General features: G+C 70.2%; 19 protein-coding genes. 7 read left to right on the plus strand and 12 right to left on the minus strand.

From position 1 onward, the window contains the following. Positions 1–223: 223 nt before the first annotated feature. Together J2S55_RS30435 and J2S55_RS30440 are read right to left on the minus strand one after the other, a co-directional pair. The gene (locus tag J2S55_RS30435) at positions 224–433 is read right to left on the minus strand and encodes a hypothetical protein (RefSeq protein WP_306868012.1); all 210 of its coding nucleotides are present in this window, start codon (positions 431–433) and stop codon (positions 224–226) included. Between the two features lie 860 nt (positions 434–1,293). After that, entirely contained in the window at positions 1,294–2,250 is a 957-nt protein-coding gene (locus tag J2S55_RS30440; RefSeq protein WP_306868014.1) for an ice-binding family protein, read from the minus strand. A 343-nt stretch (positions 2,251–2,593) separates the two neighbouring features. Here J2S55_RS30440 and J2S55_RS30445 point away from each other — a divergent pair, with 343 nt between their 5' ends. After that, the gene (locus J2S55_RS30445) at positions 2,594–3,853 is read left to right on the plus strand and encodes a nucleotide sugar dehydrogenase (RefSeq protein ID WP_306868016.1); all 1,260 of its coding nucleotides are present in this window, start codon (positions 2,594–2,596) and stop codon (positions 3,851–3,853) included. A 94-nt stretch (positions 3,854–3,947) separates the two neighbouring features. Here J2S55_RS30445 and J2S55_RS30450 read toward each other — a convergent pair whose 3' ends face one another. Together J2S55_RS30450 and J2S55_RS30455 are read right to left on the minus strand one after the other, a co-directional pair. After that, positions 3,948–4,331: a carboxymuconolactone decarboxylase family protein gene (locus J2S55_RS30450; RefSeq protein WP_306868017.1), complete on the minus strand. Its 384-nt coding sequence runs from the start codon at positions 4,329–4,331 to the stop codon at positions 3,948–3,950. A 222-nt stretch (positions 4,332–4,553) separates the two neighbouring features. Further along, complete coding sequence (locus J2S55_RS30455) at positions 4,554–5,354, minus strand: SDR family oxidoreductase (protein ID WP_306868018.1); 801 nt, start codon at positions 5,352–5,354, stop codon at positions 4,554–4,556. A 384-nt stretch (positions 5,355–5,738) separates the two neighbouring features. Here J2S55_RS30455 and J2S55_RS30460 point away from each other — a divergent pair, with 384 nt between their 5' ends. The 3 genes from J2S55_RS30460 to J2S55_RS30470 all read left to right on the plus strand — a co-directional run bounded on the left by J2S55_RS30460 (position 5,739) and on the right by J2S55_RS30470 (position 12,264). Further along, positions 5,739–8,441, plus strand: coding sequence for a glycoside hydrolase family 3 protein (locus tag J2S55_RS30460; RefSeq protein WP_306868020.1), 2,703 nt, complete (start codon positions 5,739–5,741; stop codon positions 8,439–8,441). Positions 8,442–8,638: 197 nt separating this feature from the next. Further along, positions 8,639–9,331, plus strand: coding sequence for a hypothetical protein (locus J2S55_RS30465; protein WP_306868022.1), 693 nt, complete (start codon positions 8,639–8,641; stop codon positions 9,329–9,331). A gap of 14 nt (positions 9,332–9,345) precedes the next feature. Then, the gene (locus tag J2S55_RS30470) at positions 9,346–12,264 is read left to right on the plus strand and encodes an AAA family ATPase (RefSeq protein ID WP_306868023.1); all 2,919 of its coding nucleotides are present in this window, start codon (positions 9,346–9,348) and stop codon (positions 12,262–12,264) included. Positions 12,265–12,323: 59 nt separating this feature from the next. Here J2S55_RS30470 and J2S55_RS30475 read toward each other — a convergent pair whose 3' ends face one another. Both J2S55_RS30475 and J2S55_RS30480 read right to left on the minus strand, forming a co-directional pair. After that, positions 12,324–12,554 carry a DUF397 domain-containing protein gene (locus J2S55_RS30475; RefSeq protein ID WP_306868025.1) on the minus strand — a complete coding sequence of 77 codons (231 nt, stop codon included), beginning with the start codon at positions 12,552–12,554 and terminating at the stop codon, positions 12,324–12,326. Between the two features lie 40 nt (positions 12,555–12,594). Beyond that, a complete protein-coding gene (locus tag J2S55_RS30480) occupies positions 12,595–13,422 on the minus strand; it encodes a helix-turn-helix domain-containing protein (RefSeq protein ID WP_306868027.1) in 828 nt (275 codons plus the stop codon). A 188-nt stretch (positions 13,423–13,610) separates the two neighbouring features. Between J2S55_RS30480 and J2S55_RS30485 the strand changes: the two genes are divergently transcribed. Together J2S55_RS30485 and J2S55_RS30490 are read left to right on the plus strand one after the other, a co-directional pair. Next, complete coding sequence (locus tag J2S55_RS30485; protein WP_306868029.1) at positions 13,611–14,015, plus strand: ATP-binding protein; 405 nt, start codon at positions 13,611–13,613, stop codon at positions 14,013–14,015. A 139-nt stretch (positions 14,016–14,154) separates the two neighbouring features. Continuing rightward, positions 14,155–15,975, plus strand: coding sequence for a M14 family metallopeptidase (locus J2S55_RS30490; protein ID WP_306868031.1), 1,821 nt, complete (start codon positions 14,155–14,157; stop codon positions 15,973–15,975). A gap of 85 nt (positions 15,976–16,060) precedes the next feature. Here the strand turns inward: J2S55_RS30490 and J2S55_RS30495 are convergent, their stop codons facing one another. Next, a complete protein-coding gene (locus tag J2S55_RS30495) occupies positions 16,061–16,870 on the minus strand; it encodes a methyltransferase domain-containing protein (protein ID WP_306868032.1) in 810 nt (269 codons plus the stop codon). A gap of 79 nt (positions 16,871–16,949) precedes the next feature. Here J2S55_RS30495 and J2S55_RS30500 point away from each other — a divergent pair, with 79 nt between their 5' ends. Continuing rightward, positions 16,950–17,693 carry a hypothetical protein gene (locus tag J2S55_RS30500; RefSeq protein WP_306868034.1) on the plus strand — a complete coding sequence of 248 codons (744 nt, stop codon included), beginning with the start codon at positions 16,950–16,952 and terminating at the stop codon, positions 17,691–17,693. Between the two features lie 313 nt (positions 17,694–18,006). Here J2S55_RS30500 and J2S55_RS30505 read toward each other — a convergent pair whose 3' ends face one another. The 5 genes from J2S55_RS30505 to J2S55_RS30525 form a co-directional block, all read right to left on the minus strand. After that, positions 18,007–19,542, minus strand: a complete 1,536-nt coding sequence (locus J2S55_RS30505) for an aldehyde dehydrogenase family protein (protein WP_306868035.1) — start codon at positions 19,540–19,542, stop codon at positions 18,007–18,009. A gap of 55 nt (positions 19,543–19,597) precedes the next feature. Beyond that, positions 19,598–20,029 carry a cupin domain-containing protein gene (locus J2S55_RS30510; RefSeq protein ID WP_306868036.1) on the minus strand — a complete coding sequence of 144 codons (432 nt, stop codon included), beginning with the start codon at positions 20,027–20,029 and terminating at the stop codon, positions 19,598–19,600. A gap of 21 nt (positions 20,030–20,050) precedes the next feature. Next, positions 20,051–20,860: a carbohydrate ABC transporter permease gene (locus tag J2S55_RS30515; protein WP_306868037.1), complete on the minus strand. Its 810-nt coding sequence runs from the start codon at positions 20,858–20,860 to the stop codon at positions 20,051–20,053. Further along, on the minus strand, positions 20,857–21,690 hold the full coding sequence (locus J2S55_RS30520) for a carbohydrate ABC transporter permease (protein ID WP_306868039.1): 834 nt from the start codon (positions 21,688–21,690) through the stop codon (positions 20,857–20,859). Before J2S55_RS30520 ends, J2S55_RS30515 begins: the two co-directional genes overlap by 4 nt. A 98-nt stretch (positions 21,691–21,788) precedes the next feature. Continuing rightward, entirely contained in the window at positions 21,789–23,102 is a 1,314-nt protein-coding gene (locus tag J2S55_RS30525; protein WP_306868040.1) for an ABC transporter substrate-binding protein, read from the minus strand. Positions 23,103–23,224: the final 122 nt, after the last annotated feature.

Raw genomic sequence — 23,224 nt, forward strand, 5'->3', positions numbered from 1 at the left:
CGTCATCCATGCCAGTGCCTTGGGTGGGTCCGCTGTCCAGGCCGGGGCCTTCAAGGCGGTCAGGGGCGCACTCTCGCACGGCAACGGGCAGGGGCGTTGGCGGGACAGGCCGAGCCCGGTGCCGACGGCAACCGGGCCTCGATGTCGATGCCACCGCCTTGACCGCCCGGTGACAGGCGTCCATCCCGCCCACGACAGACCCGGGCCGGGGTTTTCGGCGGACCTACAGGCCGGATGGTGGGGTGATGACGGTGAACGGGGAGCAGTAGGTCGATCCCCAGGCCGGGCCCGGAGGCGGGGGAGGCGCGGTGAGAATGCACTTGGTCTGGGCAAGGGTGCCGTCCGAAGTCAACACCGTGATCAGAAGGCTGCTGAGGGGGGTGGCGGCCTCGGTCAAAGAGACGCCGATCACGCCGGTGGGGTAGTTCGGCACCGCGGACAGGCTGTGCCATGCCTGCGGCGGGGCGGTCCGAGGATCCCTGATCCAGGTGGTACCACCTACGACATTGGCCGTGAAGTTTGTATCAAATGGCGTAAATGTAAGTGAAATCAGCGTCGTGTCGATGCTGGAAATCGACCCGGGTGGACCATTCTGTCCGTTCGCCCCCCTTTCTCCGGGTGGCCCCTGTTTCCCGTCAGAGCCTTTTTCGCCGGACAGTCCTCTCGGTCCTCTCGGTCCGCGAGGACCCCGCCTGCAGCCGTCATGCCGGTGCCCGCACCGATCACACCAGCACCGACAGGAATTCCAGTGACGATGTCCGCAGGCCGGGTGAAGGGCGGCGCCCCCACCCGTCTGCCGGTCCAGGAGAGCGGTTCTGGCCGGTTTGGTGATCCTGCTTGCCGCGGCCGCTCCCGGATCCGGCGACCCCAGTGTTCCGCAGGCCATCGCCAATGCGGCGACCGCCATGCTCCTGCGAGGAATCAATGGGTTCTCCCTGCGGCGAAAATCGGATTTTCGAGTCACCGCATTGCATGGCGGTGCAAACGAGAGATGCCCATTCATGAAGTGGTGATGCTTGATCGAAGTTACGATTGGGGCAAACAAACGATACTCCGAGATAAAAGGCGCCCGTTTGGTCGGTATCTTTCGTGATCTCCACGTATTTAGAGATCGCGCACCGTTATGTCGTTATCCGGTTACCGGGAGAGACAAGGTCCGGGCGCGTGCCGAGGGTTCGGAGTGCTCGGCTGATGAGACACCGGACATGGCGGTACGGGACACCGGTCGCCGTCCCGCCCGGCATCCTCGTTCTCGCGACGTGCGAACGCCGGAGCCGGGAGAAAGGTGCTGGTCTATGCCGTCCTGCGGCGGAGCACCTGCTGATTCACCACGGATGACTCGCTCGGGGCGAAGTCGACCCAGGCCTCACCGACGGCGGTGCCGCCGGCCACGTAGACAGCGGTGATGGGATGCACGCCTCTGGTGAGTTCCGTGGTCGTGAACGTCGCGACGCCGAGCTTGTCGAGCATGGCCGAGCCGATGACGACGGAGCCGTCCTTGAAGAGCACTGTGTTGGTGGGACTGACCCCCAAGAAGTCCCCGCTGACCTTGGCGACGAAGGTGACCGGCTCCCCCGTCCGGGACGGGTTCGGCGACGAGGTGAGGGACGTGGCGGTCGCCGGGTTGTTCGGCAGCGTGACACGGGTGGCCGGCAGGGTGGTCGTGCCGTTCAAGGTGACCACGTTGTTCAGCGCCATGGTGCGGCCGTACACCGCCGCGCCCCTCATCACCGTGACACCGTTCAGTGCCAGGATGTTCCCCCGGAAGGTGGAGAGCGTCCCCAGGGTCGCCGAGTCGCCGACCTGCCACACGATGTTGTCCTCCTGGGCGCCGTTCTCGAGGTCGATGTTGCTGACCCTCGCCGTGTTGAGAGCGGAGTCGGCCTGGAAGATGAAGACCGCGTCCGGGTCGCCCTCGGCGTCGAGCGTGAGCGTCCCGGCCAGCTCGAAGACGCCTCCGGGAGTGTCGTAGACACCCGGTGTGATGGTCGCCCCTCCTCCGAGGTCAGGGGGGATGGTCGCGGTGGGCGTCCGCCCGGCCGCGTCGTTGTAGGCGGCGACCGCGTCGGCCATCTCCTCCTTCGCCTCCGCGTTGTTCCGATGCACCTCTCCGCGCACCACCCCCGGTGGGAAGCCGACCAGAGTGGTGCCCGGACTCAAGGCGACCGCACCGGTGATCATGGTGAGATGCGTGCTTGTGACCGCGTTGCCGGCCATGACCACGCAGTCGTCGGCATCTCCGAGACTCACCGGCTGCGGCTTCGCGCTCGCGCTGGACGGCAGCGCGAGGGGGGCGCCCAGTGTGAGGACGGCCGCGAGAGCCGCGTTCAGCCAGGGGCTACGGCTGTTTCGATGAAGAGCGCGAGGGTGGCCGCTATTTATCATGAGATTGTCCCTTTGTCCGGTAACTCAAAATCAATATGCGCCCGGATAATCGATCTTACTGTTGCCGTTCTCGCCGCCCTGAATCGACATGCGGCGGACCCGCCGAACGCGGAGGCGACACGCCCAGGGGGTCGCCAAATCAATGTCGTGAGAACATTCGGCTCCTAAAGTCAGGTCATATATCACTCGAAGTGACGGGGGTCCTGACATGAGAGAGAAGCTGGTCGTTGTCGGCCAGGGGTATGTAGGCCTGCCGCTGGCGATGCGGGCGGTCGACGCCGGGTTCGACGTCGTGGGGATCGACCTGGACGAGTGGCGGGTCAAGCGGCTCAACGCCGCCGAGTCCTATGTCGAAGACGTCGGCGACGACCTGCTGGCCGCGGCCCACCGTTCGGGGCGGTATCTGGCCAGCGGCGACTACGCCGACGCCGAGGGGTTCGACATATGCGTGATAACGGTGCCGACGCCGCTCCGCGAGGGCGTCCCCGACCTCCGTCACATCGGCTCGGCCGGTGAGTCCATCGCCCCGCTGGTACGGCGGGGCGCGACGGTGGTCCTGGAGTCCACCACCTATCCCGGGACCACCGAGGAGTATCTACGGCCCCTGCTGGAGGAGGGCTCCGGGCTGCAGGCACCCGAGGACTTCTTCCTCGGCTACAGCCCGGAACGGATCGACCCGGGCAACCCCCAATGGCGGCTGGACAACACGCCGAAGGTCGTGTCCGGGCTCGACGGGGCCTCCCTGGAGCGGATCGGGGCGTTCTACGGGCGGATCGTGCAGGAGGTCGTCCCCGTCTCCTCGCTGCAGGTGGCCGAGCTGTGCAAGCTCCTTGAGAACACCTTCAGGCATGTCAACATCGCCCTGGTGAACGAGCTGTCGATCTTCGCGCAGCAGCTCGGGATCGACGTCTGGGAGGCGATCGACGCCGCCTCCACCAAGCCGTTCGGCTACATGCGCTTCACCCCGGGGCCCGGGGTCGGCGGTCACTGCCTGCCGATCGACCCGTCCTACCTGTCCTGGAAGGTCAAGCGCAGCCTGGGGCACAACTTCCGGTTCGTGGAGCTGGCCAACGACATCAACGACCACATGCCCGACCACGTCGTGCACCGGCTGATCCTCGGGCTGAACCGGCGGTCCAAGTCGATCAAGGGGAGCCGGGTGCTCCTGCTGGGACTGGCCTACAAGAAGAACGCCGGCGACTGCCGCGAGTCGCCCGCCATCGAGGTGGCCAGAGCCCTGTGGAAGCTGGGCGCGGACGTGCGGGCCGCCGATCCGCACGTGGACGACTCCCTGCTCCCGCCGGGGATCGAGATCGTCAGGCCCACGGGCCGGGAGCTGGCCCTGGCCGACGCGGTCGTGATCCTCACCGACCACGACTGCTTCGACTACGAGCTGGTCGAGCAGATGGGCGCCTTCGTCTTCGACACGCGCAACCGCTGCCGGGGTCCCAACGTCGAGCGCCTCTGAGCGGCCCGCCCGGCGTCCCGCCCGTCCGGTGCCCCGGGTGCCACGGGGCGCCGGACGCCGGGTGTCTCCGGGCGGGCGTCATGACCGAGTACGGCTAGGGCCTCATGACGCGGTCGATCAGCTCCTCGACCTGGGTGTTGAGCTTGGCGCCGCGTGGCCAGCCCGCGTAGTGGGTGAGGAAGATGACGATCTCGCGGAGCTCGTCCGGGGTGAGCTCCCCGGTGCGCAGCGCCGCGTCGAGCTGGACCTCGATCATGTCGTCGGCGCCCTGTCCGACGAGGAGGCCGAGCAGGAGCAGCCGCCGGTCCCGCGTGCTCAGCCCGTCTCTGGACCACACTTCGGCGAACAGATGCTCGACGGTCATGCCGAAGAAGTCGCCGGGGCCGTCACCGACGTGGTTGCGGCCGTAGACCCGCTTCATGATCTCCAATCCGCGGGCCCGGCGGTCAGGGGCGGCGTCGTCCGCGTGGTCGTTCATGGGGCACTCCCAGTCCGTCAGCCTGCCGATCCGGGGCTAGCGCGGTGAGGGGCGTCTCGGCCCCTCCATCCTTGGCCGGTTCCGCCGCCAGGGATAGCTCCTTCCCGTCAAGAGTCCTGACATATACCAACATGTCGTATCAAGATCGCCGGGCGTTACAGATGCGGCCGCCCTCCGAAGGTCACACGGCGGGGGTTGCGCCGGCGTTGCGGCCGTCGCCGTTCACCGCCCCGGCCGTTGCGGCCGCTCCGGGCGCAGGGGCGCCTCCGGCTCGACCTCCAGCAGGGTGACGTGCGCGCCGCGCGGCATGGAGATCACGGCCAGTACGGCCGCCGCCACGTCGCGGGGGTTGAGGAAATGGTCGTGCCTGGCCAGCCCGTACCTGACCCAGTCGTCCAGCACCGCCTGCAGGACCTCCACCGGCCAGGTGGAGCCCACCCCCGACAGGGTCGGCCCCGGCCGCAGGATCGACGCCCGGACCCCGGTGCCCTCCAGCTCCATCTGCATCGCCCTGGCCAGGCCCTCGACGCCGTTCTTGGCCGCGACGTAGGCGCCCATCCGGGGGCGCGGCAGCCGTACGACGTCGGAGCTGACGAACACGATGTCGCCGCGCCGCCTCGTCGCCATCGCGGGCGCCACCTTGGCCACGAACCGCTGGGTGCCGACCAGGTTGAGCTGGAGCTGCGCCTCGAAGTCGGGGGTGGCGGTCTCGTAGGCGTTCTCCGGCGTCACCTCGCCCGCGCACGTCACCACCACCTCGACCTCCCCCAACGCCCGCTCCGCCTCGGCGACGAAAAAGGAGACGGACTCGTCCGAGGTGACGTCCAGCGCCAGCGCCACCGCCTCCCCGCCGTCGGCACGGATCTTCGCCGCCAGCTCCTCGCAGATCGCGGTCCGGCGCGCGCCCAGCGCCACCGGATACCCGGCCGCCGCCAGCCCGACGGCCACGGCCGAGCCGATCCCCGAGGAAGCCCCGGTCACCAGGACCGGCCGCCGCTCGGGGTGGTGCAGGGCTCCGGGCATGTGACCTCCGTGGTCGGCGGCTCAGCGGTGCTCGCGCCCGCCGGGGCCGGCGGGGCCGGCGGGCCCCGGACGGCCCCGGTCCGGGCGCCGGCGACCGGTGGCCTCGCTGTCCGGTCCGCTCCGCCGAGCTCCTGGGCATGGACGGTCCCGCGGCCGGACGCCTGCCGCCTGGCCGGGCACCTGTCGGAAGGTAATTCAGCGGCCGGTCCTTGCCTAGACCCAAATTCCGGACGGCCGGGCGGGGGCTCCGGACCCGCCGCCGGAAACCTCGCCGCCCGTGAGAGCGCTCTCTTGAAGCTATTGACCGGACCGTCCTCACAGGGTCAAGATCTGCGCAATGCGGTCCGGCCAGGGCCGCCGCCGTGCCTCGAGAACGGACTGCCCATGATCGGACCCCTCGCGCGATCACGCGCCCGCCGGAGCGCCTTCGCGGCACTGACGAGCCTGACACTCCTGGTCGGAGGCACTGTCGGCGCCCCGGGAGCGGGCGCCGGGACGGCGGGGGGAACCGCCGCCGCGGAGGGCGCGGGGGCGGCGGGGGGCGCCCGGCAGCCCGAGATCGGCAGACCGCCCCTGGACGCCCGCGGCTGCGCCCGCATCGACAGGAGCCTGCAAACGCTCTCCGAGTGGCCCAAGGTCAAGAGCCGGATCAAGCGCGACCCGGCCGGCGAGAGGCGGGTGGCGAAGATCCTCGCCGGCATGACACTGGCCGAGAAGGTCGGCCAGATGACGCAGCCGGAGATCTCCGCGATCACCCCGGAGGAGGTCGGGCGGTACGGCATCGGCTCGGTGCTCAACGGCGGCGGCTCGTGGCCCGGCCGGGACAAGCACGCCTCGCCGCGGGCCTGGCTCGACCTCGCCGACGCCTACTGGGAGGCGTCCACCGGCACGCGTACGAAGATCCCGGTGATCTGGGGCATCGACGCCGTCCACGGCAACAACAACGTCTACGGCGCGACGGTCTTCCCCCACAACATCGGCCTGGGCGCCGCGCACGACCCGTGCCTCGTCCGCGACATCGGCTCGGCGACCGCCGCGCAGCTCCGCGCGACCGGCCAGGACTGGGCCTTCGCGCCCACGCTCGCCGTCGTCCGGGACGACCGGTGGGGCCGCACCTACGAGGGCTTCTCCGAAGACCCCCGCATCACCCGGGCCTACGGCTACGAGGCCGTCAACGGCCTGCAGGGCCGGCACCCGCGCGGCATCGGCGACAGGGGCGTCATCGCCACCGCCAAACACTTCATCGGCGACGGCGGCACCCTCAAGGGAGTGGACCAGGGGGTGAACCCCTCCTCCGAGGCCGAGATGATCAACATTCACGCCCAGGGCTACTACGGCGCGCTCGCGGCCGGCGCCCAGACCGTGATGGCCTCCTTCAACAGCTGGACGAACACCGACCTCGGCATCGACGAGGGCAAGCTGCACGGCAGCGAGCGCGTCCTCAACGGCATCCTCAAGCAGAAGATGGGCTTCGACGGCGTCGTCGTCTCCGACTGGAACGGCATCGGCCAGGTCGCCGGATGCACCAACGCGAGCTGCGCGCGGGCCATCAACGCGGGTCTGGACGTCGTGATGGTGCCGAACGACTGGAAGGCGTTCATCGCCAACACGATCGCGCAGGTCGAAGCCGGCCAGATCCCGATGGCGCGCATCGACGACGCGGTCACGCGGATCCTGCGGGTGAAGCTGCGCGCGGGCGTCCTCGGCGCGCCCAAGCCGTCCGAGCGCGCCCTGGCCGGCTCGGCCGACGCACTGGAGGCCAAGAGGCTCGCCCGCGAGGCCGTCCGCAGGTCGCAGGTCCTGCTCAAGAACAAGGGCGGGGTGCTGCCGCTGGCCGGCGGCTCCAAGGTGCTCGTGGTCGGCAAGAGCGCCGACAGCATGCAGAACCAGACCGGCGGCTGGACCCTCACCTGGCAGGGCACCGGCAACACCAACGCCGACTTCCCGGGCGGCACGACGATCCTCGGCGGCCTGCGGCAGGCGCTGGGCGAGGCGGACGTCACCTTCAGCGAGACGGCGGACGGCGTCGACCCCTCGGCCTACGACGCGGTCATCGCGGTGATCGGCGAGACGCCGTACGCCGAGGGGGTCGGCGACCTCGCCCGGCGGACGCTTGAGGCGGCCAAGCTCCACCCGGGTGACCTGGCCGTCCTGGACAAGGTCAGCGGCAAGGGCGCGCCGGTGGTCACCGTCTACGTCACCGGCCGCCCGCTCTGGGTCAACAAGGAGCTCAACCGCTCCGACGCCTTCGTCGTCGCCTGGCTGCCGGGCACCGAGGGCGGCGGCGTCGCGGACCTGCTCGTCCAGGGACCGCGCAGGGGGGCCGGCTACACGGGCACCCTGCCGTACTCCTGGCCGAAGAGCGCCTGTCAGACGCCGCTCAACGCGGGCGAGGAGGGCTACGACCCGCTCTTCCCCCTCGGCTACGGCCTGCGCCACGGGCAGAGCGGATCCGTCGGGACCCTCGACGAGACCGCCCCTCCGGCGGGCTGCGGCCAGCCGGGCGGCGGCGGCGAGGCGAGCGAGGACCTGGAGATCTTCAACCGGATGGACGTCCCGCCCTACAAGGGCTTCATCGGCTCGGCCGACAACTGGGGCGGCACCGAGATCGGCGTCGACGGCGAGGCGGCGCACTCGGCGATCGGCGTGGTGCAGTCCGACGTCAACGTGCAGCAGGACGGCCTCAAGGCGACCTGGAACGGCACCGGTCCGGCGCAGATCTACATGCAGGACCCGGCGGGCGGCCACGACCTGCGGGGCTATCTCAACGCCGACGGCGCCCTGGTCTTCGACACGGTCGTCCACCAGGCCCCGGCCGCCAGGACCGTGATCAGCGTGCACTGCGGTTATCCGTGCTTCTCCGAGGTGGCCGCGACCTCGCTGTTCCAGGGGCTCACGCCCGGGGTGAAGGCGACGGTCAAGATCCCGATCGCGTGCTTCGCGGCCACGGGCCTCGACCTGGAGGCGGTCAACACGCCGTTCCTCGTCTACACCGACGGCGCGTTCTCCGCCTCCTTCGCCAACGTGCGGTGGGTGCCGAAGGCGGCCAAGGACTCCGACGCCAGGAGTTGCGACAGCCTGACCTAGACGTCGCCGGTCAGGCGGGTGAGGCCGGAGGCGGTGACCGTCCTGCGACCTCACCCGAATGATCCGTAACAGATGGAGCCAACTTATCGCCAAGATTTGGTCAAGATTTCCAGGATGGCTGGGCTGCGAGAGGAGAGAGATACTCCAAAAACGGGCACAACCCTCCTGTTGGCCCGTAAAGCGGAGGTATAGCCCTGGTGAAAAGATCAAGGGCCAGGTCCCTCGCGGTCTCGGCCGGGGTCGTCCCCGCCCTGTGCGGCGTGCTGACCGGATGCGCGGGTCCGGAGTTCACCTACGTCCGCCACGACGACGGCCACACCTACTTCAAGGTCCCGGCGACCTGGCGCAAGGTTGACCAGAAGGAACTGGACAGGGCGACCACGGGGGAGGACCCCGAGTCGGCGGCCGCCCGGCTGCGCAGGCGGCTCGTCTGGTCGATCGGCTACGACGCCCATGCCGAGCCCTCCGCCGGCCACCTCCTCGGTCACGGCACCGGGGACGAGCCGTTCGTCTTCGCCAAGGTCACCACGCTGCTGCCCGAGGCGCGGGACGCGGTCTCCCTGAACGGCATGCGCAACTCCGTCATCCCCGTCACCGAGCCGCTGCGCAAGGAGTACGCGCAGGTCCCCGGCTACCCGCTGACCGGTTTCGAACTGCTCGCCGACGAGGTGCTCCAGCCCGGCGACGGCCTGCGTGGGGTGCACGTGCGCTTCAACTACGCGGTCCGGGGCGCCGGCACGCAGACCTTCGACCTCACCTCCTACCTGGCCGGAGACGGCGGGCAGATCTCCACCCTGCTGATCCGCTGCTCGGCCGGCTGCTACCGCAGGCGTGCCGCCGAGTTCGACAGGATCGCGCACTCCTTCAAGGTCAAGCGACTCACCGGGTGAGGAGAGGCCCGCACATGAAGTCACCCCCGCCGGCCCCCGGCTTCGAGGGCCTCCGCGCACCCGGTTCCGGCCCGACCGACCCCCACCCCCGGACCCGTAAACGGATGCCGCTGTGGGACCGGGTCAAGTTCGTCCTCGTCCTGACGGCCGTCTACCTCATCCTGGTCTGGAATGAGATGGCCTCCTACGAGGGCATCATCAGCGTCCGGGACGCGACGGTCAGGGCCGCGACCGCCGCACCGTGGATCTTCTGGCTGCTGGGGGCCGAGGTCCTGCGGCAGATCCACTTCTCCGTCAGCGAGCGCTCCGCCGGATACCACCGGTTCTGGACGCGCGGGGTGTTCGGCGGCTTCGAGCGCTGGACGCACCGCCGCTTCTCGGACTGGAACCGCTTCAGGATGGCGCGGGCCGTCAAGTGGCTGTTCTGGATCGCGCTGCTCGCCCTGGTGCTCGGCGAGGTGCTGGAGACCTCGCCCGCCCTGGCGCTGTTCCAGGCTCCGGCCCTGCTCTGGCAGGCTCTGCCGTACGTGGCGCAGCTCGCCTTCGCGTTCTTCTTCATCGCCTTCCAGTTCGTCGGCCTGTTCTGGCTGCTGTCACGGGGCGGTGTGGAGACCTACTTCCCCGACGACATCAAGACCCGCTTCACCGACGTCTGGGGACAGGACCACGTGGTCGAGCGGGTCAAGGAGAACATCGTCTTCCTGGAACGGCCCGACGAGATCGAGGAGCGCGGCGGCTACGTGCCCAGCGGCCTGCTGCTGTGGGGGCCGCCCGGCACCGGCAAGACCCTGATGGCCGAGGCCGTGGCGGGGGAGACGGGCAAGCCGTACGTCTTCGTGGACCCCGGCGCGTTCGTCAACATGTTCATGGGCGTGGGCATCCTGAAGGTGAAGTCACTGTTCAGGAAGCTCCGGAAGCTCTCCCTCCGGTACGGAGGCGTGATCGTCTTCTTCGACGAGGCCGACTCCCTCGGCCGCCGTGGCTCGCTGGCGCAGCAGGGGCCCAGGGGCGGCCCGGGTCTCTCCGCCCGCGCGGCGGGCTGCCACGGCTTCGACTACCTGGCCGAGGAGAGCCGGTGGCTGCTGACCCGCAGGGGGGCGGGGGAGGGGCAGGAGCCCGGCACCGGCCGCGGCCGCTTCTTCATGGGCGGCAACATGGGCGGCGGAGGCGGCGACCCGGGGACGCTGCAGGCGCTGCTCACCGAGCTGTCGGGGCTGAAGAAGCCGCGCGGCGTCGTCAACCGCCACGTCCGCAGGCTGCTCGGCATGCGGCCCAAGCCACCGCCCAAGTATCGGATCCTGGTCATGATGGCGACCAACATGCCCAACTCGCTGGACGAGGCGCTGCTGCGGCCGGGCCGTATCGACCGCATCTACAAGGTGGGCTACCCCTCCAAGGCGGGACGGGTCCGCACCTACCGGGGCTACTTCGACAAGGTCGACCACGAGCTGACCGAGGAGCAGCTGGACAAGCTGGCCACGATCACGCCCTACGCCACCGGCGCCACCATCAAGGACCTGGTGAACGAGTCGCTGATCACCGCGATCCGGGCCGGCCGGAACGTCATCACCTGGGCGGACGTGACCACGGCCAAGCGGCTCAAGCAGCTCGGGCCGCCCGAGGACGTGGAGTACATCGAGCGGGAGCGGCACGCGGTGGCCGTGCACGAGGCATGCCACGCCGTGGCCGCCTACCGCACCCGCTACCACCTCGAGATCGACATCGCCACGATCGAGAAGGGCGCCGACTATCTCGGCATGGTCGCCAGCATCAAGCCCGAGGACCAGTTCACCCGGTGGAAGTCCGAGCACGAGGCCGACATCATGGTCTCGCTCGCCTCGCTGGCCGGGGAGCGGATGTTCTTCGCCGAGGACAACTCCTCCGGCGTCTCGGGTGACCTCTACTCGGCCACCTACCTCACCGCGCTGATGGAGGCGCACTGGGGGATGGGGCGCGGGGTGACCTCGGTGCCCGCCCTGCAGGAGCTGGAGATCTCGGGCGGCACGTCGATGCCCAAGCCCGGCGGGGGCGGCGGGGCCGGCTTCACCAGGGCGCCGGGCGGCCGGCAGCCCCTGGCCCCCGACGTGCTGGGCGAGCGGATCGAGTACAACCTGGTCCGCCTGCTGGAGGCGGTCGGGGACCTGCTGAGGGAGCATCGGCGGGAGGTGCTCTGCCTGGCCCACGCGCTGGAGACCCACAAGACGCTCAACGGCGATGACGTGATCGCCGTCCTGGAGCACCGGCGGGGGACGCTGGTGGACGGTTCGTCCTATGCCTCGGACGAGTTCTACGCCGAGATCGAGGAGTATCACCTGGAGGCCGCCCGGGCGCACCGCGAGCACAGCCACGTGGCGCGGGACCTGCCCGTCCCGCCGGACGGGCCCCGCTCCGGACCCGTCGCGTCGCTCGTCCGAGGCGCGGTCGTGACGGGCAACGGTCACGGCTCCGCGCTGCCGACCGCGGTGGGGCCGGCGCCCGTGGCCGGGCCGGACTTCGTGCCGTGGGGCGACGGGGGTGAGGGCGGTCGGGCGCCCGCGCTCCCACCCGTCCCGCCCCTGCCGGGTGCCGTGGCGCCGCCGGGGCGGCGGCGGTCCCGGGTGGTGCCGGTGGTGGCGGCCAGTCTGGCCGCGCTGACGGTGTTCACGCTGCTCGGCGTCTACGCGCTCGACGGCAGGACGATGATGGCGGACGGGGTGACGATCACGCCGGGGACCGGCACGCTCCTGGCGGTGTCGGGTGCCGTGGTGGCGGCCCTCGTGGGCGCCGGCGTCGTCTCGGCGGTGATCCGCGCGGGCCGGGCGGCCCGGCTCAGGGCCGAGGCCCAGCGGGACCGCGCCGTGGAGCGGGCCCAGTTCCTGGCCGCGGCGATGGACCCCGAGGTCGCGATGCGGATTCTCGGCTACGACGGCACCGACGGCCCTCGGGCCCGCTGAGGGCCCGGGGCGCGCCGGCGCTTCCGGGGGGCCGGCGGCCCGGCCCCCCGGGACACGGCTCAGCCGAACTCGCCGTCCTTCACGCCGCCGACGAAGGCCTCCCACTCACGCTGGGTGAACGCCAGCGCCGGGCCGTCCGGGTCTTTGGAGTCACGGACGAGATAAAGCTCATCGGCGTCGGCCTTGTGCCCGGCCAGAGCCGGGTCACCGGGCACGACCGCCACTTCGACGCAGTCGCCTCCGTTGGTGCTGCGACTGCTCTTGCGCCACACGACGCTGGACAGATCCATCGTGGACCCCCGCACTCTCTACCTACTTTCCGCTGTGTTCTTACTGTTGGGTGGGACAACTCTCCGCGGCCTGGGCGATGAAGGCGGCCGACGCCTCCGCGCCGAGAGCCAGTGCCGACAGGCTCCCGAACATGAGGGTGTATCGGCGGACCTCCTCCGGGTCCTCCGGAACGAGCCCGCTTGCGGCCTGTTCCAGATAGACGAGGTCGGGATCCTCGGGCTCGGGGAAGCTGAGCAGGCAGAACTTGCCGTCCATCGCGGCGTGCGCCCCGGCGGAGAACGGGATGATCCGGATCTCCACGTTGGGCCGCCTGCCGAGATCGAGCAGGTGTTCCAGCTGCTCGCGCATCACCCCCGGACCGCCGACCTGACGCCGGAGCACCGCCTCGTCGAGCACCGCGACGAGCTGGATCGGGTCACCGGTGCCGTGCAGCAACTGCTGGCGCGAGATGCGCACGGAGACCTTCTCGTCAACCGCTGAGGGGGCGTGGGTGAGAGCGGTCGCCTCGATGACCGCGCGTGCGTACGGTTCGGTCTGCATCAGGCCGGGGACGACCTGTGGCTCGTACGAGCGCACCACCGACGCCTCCGCCTCCAGCCCGATGTAGGAGTCGAAACCAGGTTTGAGCGCCTGCCGGTGCCGGTGCCACCAACCTCGCTGGCGGGCCTCCCTGGCCATCTGGACCAGGGAGGCCCGGGCCTCCCCGGTCACGCCGTACACCTCGGTGAGGGCCGACACGTCGGAGGGTCTGGGACGGGTCAGCCCCGTCTCGTATCTCCAGACGGTGGTGTCGGTGGAGCCGATCCGCTCGGCCACCTGCGCCCGCGTCAGCCCGCTGCTCTCCCGGAGCCGGGTCAGTTCCGCCATGAGACGGCGATGGCGGGCCGTGGGGCTGCGCCGGGAAGCCATGCACGTACCTCCGTCCAGGGGGAGGAAACTGTGGAATTTCAATATGAGCTATTGAAGTCCCTGATAGAACAGTTCACCGTGAGTGAGTGTGCCATCTCGGAGCGCGATGTGCATGTGAATGTGCATGTCGGGGAGTGAGGGCAATCATGACGCTCGAGCAGCGGACCGTTCCGCCTCGATCGACGGTCACCCTGCTGGGGGTGCCGGAGTCGGTGTCGGTGGCCCGCCGTCGGGTCAGGGAGCTCCTGGGGGAGGGGCATCCCGCGTCCGACGACGTCGTCCTGCTGGTGAGTGAGGTGGTGACGAACTCGGTGGTCCACTCGGGGTCGGGGGGCGGCGGCCGGGTGGCGATGACCGTGGCGGTGGGCTCCGGCGCGGTGTTCGTGGAGGTGTCCGACGCCGGTTCGGGGGTGTCGGCCCCGCACGTGCGCAACGACCCCGCGGCCGAGAACGGGCGGGGGATGTTCCTGGTGGACCTGCTCGCGGCCCGCTGGGGGATCCGGGACGACTGCGGCGGGGTCAGGACCCTCTGGTTCGAGGTCTCGTTCTGACCCCGATGACTTTTGCCTTCTTGGGGGCGGAAGCCGTACAAGCCAGAAATTTTGGGCCTTTGCCGATCGACATCCTTGCCTGACTCTCAGTGCAGGCGCGTGACAAACCCCCTAGAGCGCGCGCCTGAGGAGGACGCAGGTGAGACGCCGTCTGATCGTGGTGCTCGCGGTCCTGGCGCTGTCATGTCTCGGCACAACCGGGGCAGGGGCATCGGCCGAACCGGCGCCGAACGGCCAGTACAAGGTGCAGGGCCCCAGTGACTCCCGGCAGCGGAGCGCGGTCGCGGCCACCGGCGCGGCGATCGACCAGGTGGACTCCGCCTCGGTCGTGGTGACCGCGAGCGAGGCCGAGGTCGCCGCGATCAAGAAGCTGGGCTACACCGTCACGAAGATCCCCAGGTCCCCGTCCCCGGACGTGCGGACCTTCGACTTCCCGCCGGCCGACTCCGGCTACCACAACTACGCCGAGATGACCGCCGCGATCAACCAGATCGTCGCCGACCACCCCGCGATCGCCCGCAAGACCAGCTACGGCACCTCCTACGAGGGCCGTGACCTGATGGCCATCAAGATCAGCGACAACGTCGGCACGGACGAGAACGAGCCCGAGGTGCTGTTCACCCACCACCAGCACGCCCGGGAGCACCTGACCGTCGAGATGGCGCTCTACATCCTCAACCTGCTCACCGACGGCTACGGCACCGACAGCAGGATCACCGGCCTGGTGAACTCGCGCGAGATCTGGATCATGCCGGACCTCAACCCCGACGGCGGCGAGTACGACATCGCCACCGGGTCCTACCGCTCCTGGCGCAAGAACCGGCAGCCCAACTCCGGTTCCTCCTCCGTGGGCACCGACCTCAACCGCAACTGGGCCTACCAGTGGGGCTGCTGCGGCGGCTCCTCCGGCTCCACCTCCAGCGACACCTACCGGGGACCGGCCGCCGAGTCGGCGCCCGAGGTCAGGGCGGTCGCCGACTGGGTGCGCAGCCGGGTGGTCGGCGGCACGCAGCAGATCAAGGCGCACATCGACTGGCACACCTACGGCGAGCTCGTCCTGTGGCCCTACGGCTACACCAACGACGACACCGCCCCCGGCCTGACCCAGGACGACCACGACGCGTTCGCGGCCCTGGGCCGGAACATGGCCGCCACCAACGGCTACACCCCCGAGCAGGCCAGCGACCTCTACATCACCGACGGCTCGATCGACGACTGGATGTGGGGCGCCCACAAGATCTTCAGCTACACCTTCGAGATGTATCCGACCGGGTCCCCGGGCTTCTACCCGCCCGACGAGCAGATCGTCCCGCAGACGACCCGCAACCGGGAGGCCGTGCTCCGCTTCCTGGAGTACTCCGACTGCGTCTACCGGATCATCGGCAAGGAGCCGCAGTACTGCGGCACCGGCACCCCGCCCGTGACCGTCTGGCAGGACACCTTCGAGACGGCGACCGGCTGGACCGCCGACCCCGGCGGCACCGACACCGCCACCCTCGGCCGGTGGGAGCGCGGCGACCCCGAGGCCACCACCTCCAGCGGCGCCAAGCAGCTCGGCACCACCGTCAGCGGCACCAACGACCTGGTCACCGGACGGCTGGCCGGCGCCTCCGCCGGCGACCACGACGTCGACGGCGGCACCACCACCATCCAGTCGCCGGCCGTCACCCTGCCCGCCTCCGGCGCCCTCAAGCTGGGCTTCTCCTGGTATCTCGCGCACGGCTCCAACGCCTCCAGCGCCGACTACCTGCGCGTGAAGGTCGTCGGCTCCACCACCACCCAGGTCTTCCAGCAGCTCGGCGCCGCCACCAACCGCAACGGCGCCTGGGCCACCGCCGAGGCCGACATCTCCGCCTTCGCCGGACAGAGCGTCCGCATCCTCATCGAAGCCGCCGACGCCTCCACCGCCTCCTTGGTCGAGGCCGGAATCGACGACGTCAAGATCACCCAGCAGCCCTGACACCTCAGCGGGCGCCCCGGCCTCGCCCGGGGCGCCCCGACGGCCCTGCCGGCACGGTGAACGGCCAGGGGGCCGATGCCGTGGGTCAGGCCCGGCAGATCAGCTCGCCGTGGAGCAGGGACAGCCAGCCGTCCGGCTCCGCGGCCCACTCCCGCCAGCCGTCGGAGACGCGGCGCAGGTCGTCCTCGGTGGCCGCGCCCGCCTCCAGCGCCTGGCGGGCCATGTCGGACTTCAGGATCCGCTCGGCCCACATGCCGCCCCACCAGGCGCGGTCCTCCGGCGTCGCGAAGCACCAGGTCGAGGAGGTGGCGGAGACGTCGGCGAAGCCGGCCGCGCGGGCCCATGACAGCAGCCGCCGCCCCGCGTCGGGCTCGCCGCCGTTGGCCCGGGCGATCCGCTGGTAGAGGGCCATCCACTCCTCCAGCGCGGGCAGCCGGGGGAACCAGGCGAAGGCGGCGTAGTCGCTGTCGCGGACGGCGACGATCCCGCCGGGCCTGCAGACCCGCCGCATCTCCCGCAGCGCCTGGACGGGGTCGCCGACATGCTGCAGCACCTGGTGGGCGTGGACGACGTCGAAGGTGTCGTCGGGGAACTCCAGCGCGTGCACGTCGGCGACGAAGAACTCGATGTTGGACTGCCCGCGCCGCTCCGCCTCCGCGCGGGCCAGGGCGAGCGCCTCCTCGGTGACCTCGACCGCGGTGGCCACCCCCGGTGCGATCCGCCCGGCCAGCTCCGCGGTGATGGTGCCGGGGCCGCAGCCGACGTCCAGCAGCGACGTTCCCGGCCGCAGGTGCGGCAGGAGGTAGGCCGCCGAGTTCTCCACGGTCCGCCACCGGTGGGACCGGAGCACGGACTCGTGATGTCCGTGGGTGTATACGGCGTCCTTGGCGGCCATGGCGGATCACTCCTTCGGTCGGATGGGCCAACCGTAGCAGTGGTCTCACATATCAAGAAAGATCGTCTCATTACATGAGATGAAGGTTGTCGTGAAGGGGCAGTGGATCCGCACCCCCGCGCCGCTTGCCGACATCCGGAACCGCGCTCACACTCAGGCCGGTATCGGTGTCACGATGGGGGTGATCCTCGTGCACGAGGAGTTCAGCACTCGCGAGATCTGGCCACTGGAATGCCTGCACTGCCGGCACGTCTGGCGGGAGGAATACCTCGTCCGCCGCCTGACCGACGGGCACGGTCACGACGTCGTGGTCTGGACGCGCTCCGGGGTCCTGGTCCAGCCGCCCTGGTCGGGGGTGAGGTGCCCCGGCTGCGGCGACAGCAGCGTGAAGGCCTTCCCCGTGGGAGACCGCTCGCACCGCGCCGCCGCGCCGGGCGCCCCCGCGCCGGACCCGGCCGCGGGCTCCACCCCCGCGCCGCTCCCCGCGTCCGGCGGGGTCTCCGCGCCTCCGGGCGCCTCCGTCCCGGCGCCGGACCCCGCGCTGCCGGAGGCTTCCGCACCTCCGGGCGTCTCCGTCCCGGCGCCGGTCCCCGCCCCCGTGCCGGACCTGGTCCCCGTGCCCGTAGGGGCTTCCGTGCGTGCGGAGAAGACCCGTGCGCGCGTGACGAGGGTCCGTGCACGGGTGGCGAGGGTCCGCGTGTGCGTCCGGGGCCCGGCGTCCGGGCGCCGCAGGCCGCCCGTCCTGCGCTACGCCCTCGCCGGGATCGCGGTCCTGCTCCTGGTGGGCTTCGAACTCGTCGAACGCGTCGTCATGCACCACTGAGCCCGCCGGGCCGCCGGATCCGTGAGAGGCCGCGCCGCAGCACGCGGCCCCTCACGCGTCCGGCAGGGCCTGACGGCCTTCCCGGCGGGTGGCGGCCTCGCGCGGGCCGTGCCGATCCTCCTCGGGCACGGTGCGCGGGCCGGCGGACGGGGTGACGGACCGGGATCCGCGCGGCCGGTGTCCCGGTCGCGAGAAGACCGGCTCCGGCCATGACGGCCGCGCCACCCGTGTGATCACACGGGCGGTCGCGGCACCCTCTCCAAGGAGAGGCATGCCGCGATCACGATGGGGAGAACCCCCCGGTATGGCAAATTCAGAGCCGGAAGTCCAGGTCTGGGATGATCTCGGCCACATCCATCTGGGCCTTCTGGAGCCTGCCGGAGTAGTCCCAGTTCATCGCCTGCCAGCGGGTGAACTGGTCGAGCACCCACATCCCCGACTGGCGGCTGCCGTTGCCGGACTTGCCGTTGCCGCCGAAGGGCAGGTGGGCCTCCGCTCCGGAGGTGGAGTTGTTGACGCTGACCATGCCCGCGCCGATGCCCGCGCGGAACCGGAAGGCCGACTTGGGGTCGGTGGTGTAGATGGAGGAGGAGAGCCCGTAACCGGGCCGGTTGGCCAGCTCGACGGCCTCCTCCAGCGTCGAGAAGGCGGTCACGCCCACGATGGGGCCGAAGGTCTCCTCCAGGAACAGCCGGTCGCCGGGGCGCACGCCGTCCACGACCACGGGGTGGTAGTAGAGCCCCCCGTCGCCGGAGAAGTCTCCGCGCGGGTTGTCACCGGTGATCCGGCCCGTCGGCCCGGAGACGACCGTGTGGTGCGGCTGGATCCAGCCCAGATACTCCTCGTAGCGGGAGGCGAACTTGTGGTCGAGCAGCGGCCCGCACAGCACGTCTCCCGCGGGGTCGCCGATCGTCGCGGCCGCCACGGCGCGCGTGTAGCGGTCGAGGAACTCGGCGTGGACGCTCTCGTGCACGATCACCGTGCCGAGCGAGGTGCAGCGCTGCCCCGCCGTGCCGAACCCGGCGAACAGCGCGCCCTCCACCGCCAGGTCCAGGTCGGCATCGGGCATGACCACCATCGGGTTCTTGCCGCCGAGCTCCAGGCAGGGTGACTGCAGGTGCCGTCCGCACAGCTCGCCGATCCTGCGGCCGACCTCGGTCGAGCCGGTGAAGCCGACCTTGTGCACCGTGCCCTCGGCCAGCGCCGCCTCCAGGCCCTCGGAGGTCGCGGGGCCGTCGGCGAGCACGAGGTTCAGCACGCCCTCGGGCAGTCCGGCCGCGGCGAAAAGCCGGTAGAGCGCGTGCGCCGAGGCCGCGGCGTACTCGGCGGGCTTCCAGACGACCGCGTTGCCGGCCAGCAGGGCCGGGACGAGATACCAGGACGGCACCGCGACCGGGAAGTTGCCCGCCGTGATCACCGCGGCCACCCCGACCGGGACCCGGAAGGTGAACAGGTTCTTGTCCGGCATCTCCGAGGGCACCGTCTGCCCGTAGAGGCGCCGCCCCTCGCCGAGGAAGAAGTCGCACGTGTCGACGATCTCCCGGACCTCGCCCAGCGCCTCGGCGTAGGGCTTGCCGATCTCACGGGTGACCAGGCGGGCCAGCGGCTCGGCGTTGGCCTCGACCAGCCGCCCGATCGAGGCGATCACCCGCCCCCGGACGGGAGCGGGCACGCCGGCCCACTCGCGCTGGGCCTCGGCGGCCGTACGGCAGGCGGAGGAGAAGGTCTCCGCGTCGGCCAGCCGGACCCGCGCGACCACCTCGTCCACGCGGGCCGGGTTGATCGAGTCGTAGGTCGTGCCGTTGGCGGTCTGCTTTCCCCCGATTACGGAGACGATCTCGTGGATCACCGTTGACCTCCTCGTATGTCGTGTAACCGCATTCTCTCCGCAGACGGGGACGCCGTCACACCATGCGGAAGTCGGCGAAGTCGAAGCCGGGGGAGACGACGCAGCTCACGAGCACGCCCTCGGTCCCGGCCGGGCGGGCGGCCTGCCAGGTCCCGGCGGGCACCAGGGCCTGCGGGAGCTGTCCCTGCTCGACCAGGGGGCCGAGGGTCAGCGTGCTCGACGGCTGGCCCTCGTGGCCGCCGAGGACCAGGGTCAGCGGACCGCCCCGGTGCCAGAGCCACACCTCGTCGGAGCGGACCACGTGCGGGCGCGACTCCTCGCCCGGCTCCAGCAGGAAGTAGATCCCGGTGGCCGTGGCCCTCGTCCCGTCGTATCCGGGCGGGGCGAGGTCGACGGAGGTCTTCCAGGTCTCCCGGTACCAGCCCCCCTCGGGGTGCGGCAGCAGGTCGAGGGTCTCGGCGAGCGGTGGGCGGGCAGGTGTCGTCATTGCACAGATACTAGAGAGGGATCACCCCTTGAGCGCTCCGCCGAGCAGGCCGGAGACGAACTGCCGCTGGAACAGCAGGAAGATCAGCGTCAGCGGGAGCGTGGCGAGGAAGGCGCCCAGCATCAGCCCCGCGTAGTCCACGTGGGACAGGCCGATCAGATGGTTCAGCGCCACCGGGACGGTGAAGCGCTCCTCGGAGTTGAGCATCAGCAGGGGCCAGATGAACGCGTTCCACTGGCCCATGAAGGTGAAGATGACCAACGCGCCGAGTTGGGGCCGTACGCACGGCAGCACGATCCGGTAGAAGATCCGCAGGTCGCCCGCGCCGTCCAGGCGGCCGCTCTCCAGCAACTCGTCGGGGAAGTCCATGAAGGCCTGACGCATCAGGAAGATGCCGAAGGAGTTGGCCAGGAACGGCACGATGATCGCCTGGTAGGTGTCCACCCAGCCGATGCTCGCCATCATCTGGAACAGCGGGACCAGCAGCACCTGGAACGGGATCATCATGGTCGCCAGCACCACGCCGAGCAGCGCTCCCCGCCCCCTGAACCGGTACTTCGCCAGGCCGTACCCGCACATCGCCGATACCAGCGCGCTGAGCACCGTGTAGACGACCGCCGTCCAGACACTGGTGACCATGACCCGGGAGAAGTGGATCGTCTCCTCAAGGTCGGCGAGGTTGGCCATCAGCTCGCCGCCGGGCAGGAACGGCGGGGGAGAGGCGAACAGCTCGCCGCCGTCGTGGGTGGCCGCCACGATCATCCAGTAGAACGGGATCACGCTGACGACCGCGCCCGCCGCCGCCGCCAGCCACACCAGGGCCCGCTTCACGACCGCTCCCTTCCGAAGTAGCGGAACTGCAGGTAGGAAAGGCCGCCGATGAGCGCCACCACGACCCAGGCGATGGCCGCCGCGTAGCCGAAGTCGAACTGGCGGAAACCTACCTGGTAGAGGTAGAGGATCGGGGTGAGCGTGGCGTCGCCGGGGCCGCCGCCGGTCAGCACCATCGGCTCGTCGAACAGCTGCAGCGTGCCGATCGTCGAGGTGATCGAGCAGAACAGCACCACAGGGCGCAACTGCGGCAGGATCACCCGCCGGAACGTGGTCAGCGATCCGGCGCCGTCGATCGCCGCCGCCTCGTACTGCTCGCGGCCGACGGCCTGCAGTCCGGCCAGCAGGATGACCGCGTTGTAGCCCGCCCAGCGCCAGGTGATCGACGCGATCAGTGCGACCCGGGCCCAGAACGGATCGTTGAGCCAGTCCACCTGCACGCCCAGGACCTGGTTGACCGCGCCGCCCTCGGTCTTGAGCAGCACGCGGAAGACCACGGCGTAGGCGACCAGGGTCGTCACCGCGGGCAGGAAGTAGGCGGCCCGGAGCGTGGCCCGGAAGCGGAGCCACGACTGGTTGAGCACGTAGGCCAGCACCAGGGCCAGGCCGATCATGACGGGGACCTGGACGATGAGGATCAGCGCGACGTTGACGAGTGACTGCAGGAACGACGGGTCGGCCAGCAGGCGCGCGTACTGACCGGCCCCGGCCCACTCGACGGTTCCGCCGTCCGTCGTCTGCAGGCTCTGCACGAACGACGCGGCCAGCGGATAGGCGAAGAAGATCAGGAACAGCGCCGCCGCCGGCCCCGCGAAGAACCACGGGATCATCCGGCTCCGCCGGGCCGCCAGGGGCGTCGCCGGGTGAGTCGCCGGGTCTGCCGTACGGTCTGCCGCGATGCCTGTCGTGGGGGATGTCACCGGAGGTGTCACTGCGCGAGGGGCCGCTTGGTCGCGGACGCGATCCGCGTGGCGGCCTCGTCGAGCGCGGCCTTGGGGTCGTCGCCGTCCAGCAGCGAACCGGAGACGGCCTTCTTCAGTATCTCCCGGGCCTGGGAGTCGTCCCCGGTCAGCTCGATCGGCGGGATGTTCCGGACCTCGTCGGCGAACAGGCGGTTGACCCGCTGCCCGCCGAAGTACGGCTGCGCCTCGTCGAACAGCGGATCGGTCAGTGCGGGCAGGTAGGCGGGGAACAGGGCCTCGTTCCTCATCATGGCGACCTGGTTGTCCTTGCTCGCGAGCAGCCACTGGACGAACGCCCAGGCCGCTTCCTGGTTCTTCGTCTGCGAGGTGACGGCCAGCGCCGAGCCGCCGTTGGCGGAGGTGCGGACGCCGTTGGCGTCGAAGGCGGGCAGCGGGACGACCCCGAACTTGCCCGACAGCTCGGGCATCTCCCCGGTCAGCGTCCCGCTCCACCAGGCGGCGGTCGGCTGGGTGGCGGTCTTGCCCTGCTTGGTCGCGGTGACCCGGCCGTCCCAGCCCTTCTCGTTCTGCAGCAGGTCCTTGTCCTTGAGGGTCTTGAGCAGGGTGAGCGCCCTGACCGCCGCGGGGCTGTTCACCGCGACCTTGCCGTCCTTGAAGTAGCCCTGACCGAGCTGCTGGAGCAGGGTCGTGAACATGTCGGGGGTCGTGAGGTCGGCGACGAACAGACGTTTCCCGGTGACCTGCTTGATCTTCTCGCCTGCCTTGATCGCGTCGTCCCAGGTGACGATGGAGTCGGGGTCGACTCCCGCCTGTTTGAAGTAGTCACGGCGGTAGAACAGGCCCACCGGCGCGGAGTCCCACGGCAATGCGAACAGGCCCTTGCCCGAGGTGGCCGCGGCCCACTTGGCCTGGTCGAAGTCGGCCTTGTACTTGCTCGCGACGCCGCTCAGATCCACCAGGCCGTTGGGGAAGTTCTCGACGTACCCGGAAATGCGGTCGTCCTCCAGGGTGATCACGTCCGGCAGCCCGGAACCCGACTTGAGGCCGACCGTGATCTTGTCGTAGGCGTTGTCGTAGCCGATGTCCACCACCTGGACCTTCACCCCGGGGTGGGTCTTCTCGAACTCGGGGGCCATACGCTGCAGCGCCTTCGCCGCGACATCCCAGGACCAGACCTTGATCTCTCCGGAGAGCGTGCCGCCCGAGCTCTGCGAGATCTTCGGCGCGTCCTTCGCGGGGAGGCCCCCGGTAGCGCAACCGCCCATCGTGAGCCCGCCGACGATCACGACTCCGGCGATGATGTGGATCCTCTTCACCATGGTTGCTCCTCGATGAACAGTGCTATATCACGTGGTGAATACTGAGTTTTGAATACAGTAGACGCTTTCCTGGGTTATGTGCCAGACCGATTTCCCACGGCTTTTGTCGGAGGGGTTGGCTA

This window comes from Streptosporangium brasiliense (genome assembly GCF_030811595.1).
Classification (GTDB): domain Bacteria; phylum Actinomycetota; class Actinomycetes; order Streptosporangiales; family Streptosporangiaceae; genus Streptosporangium; species Streptosporangium brasiliense.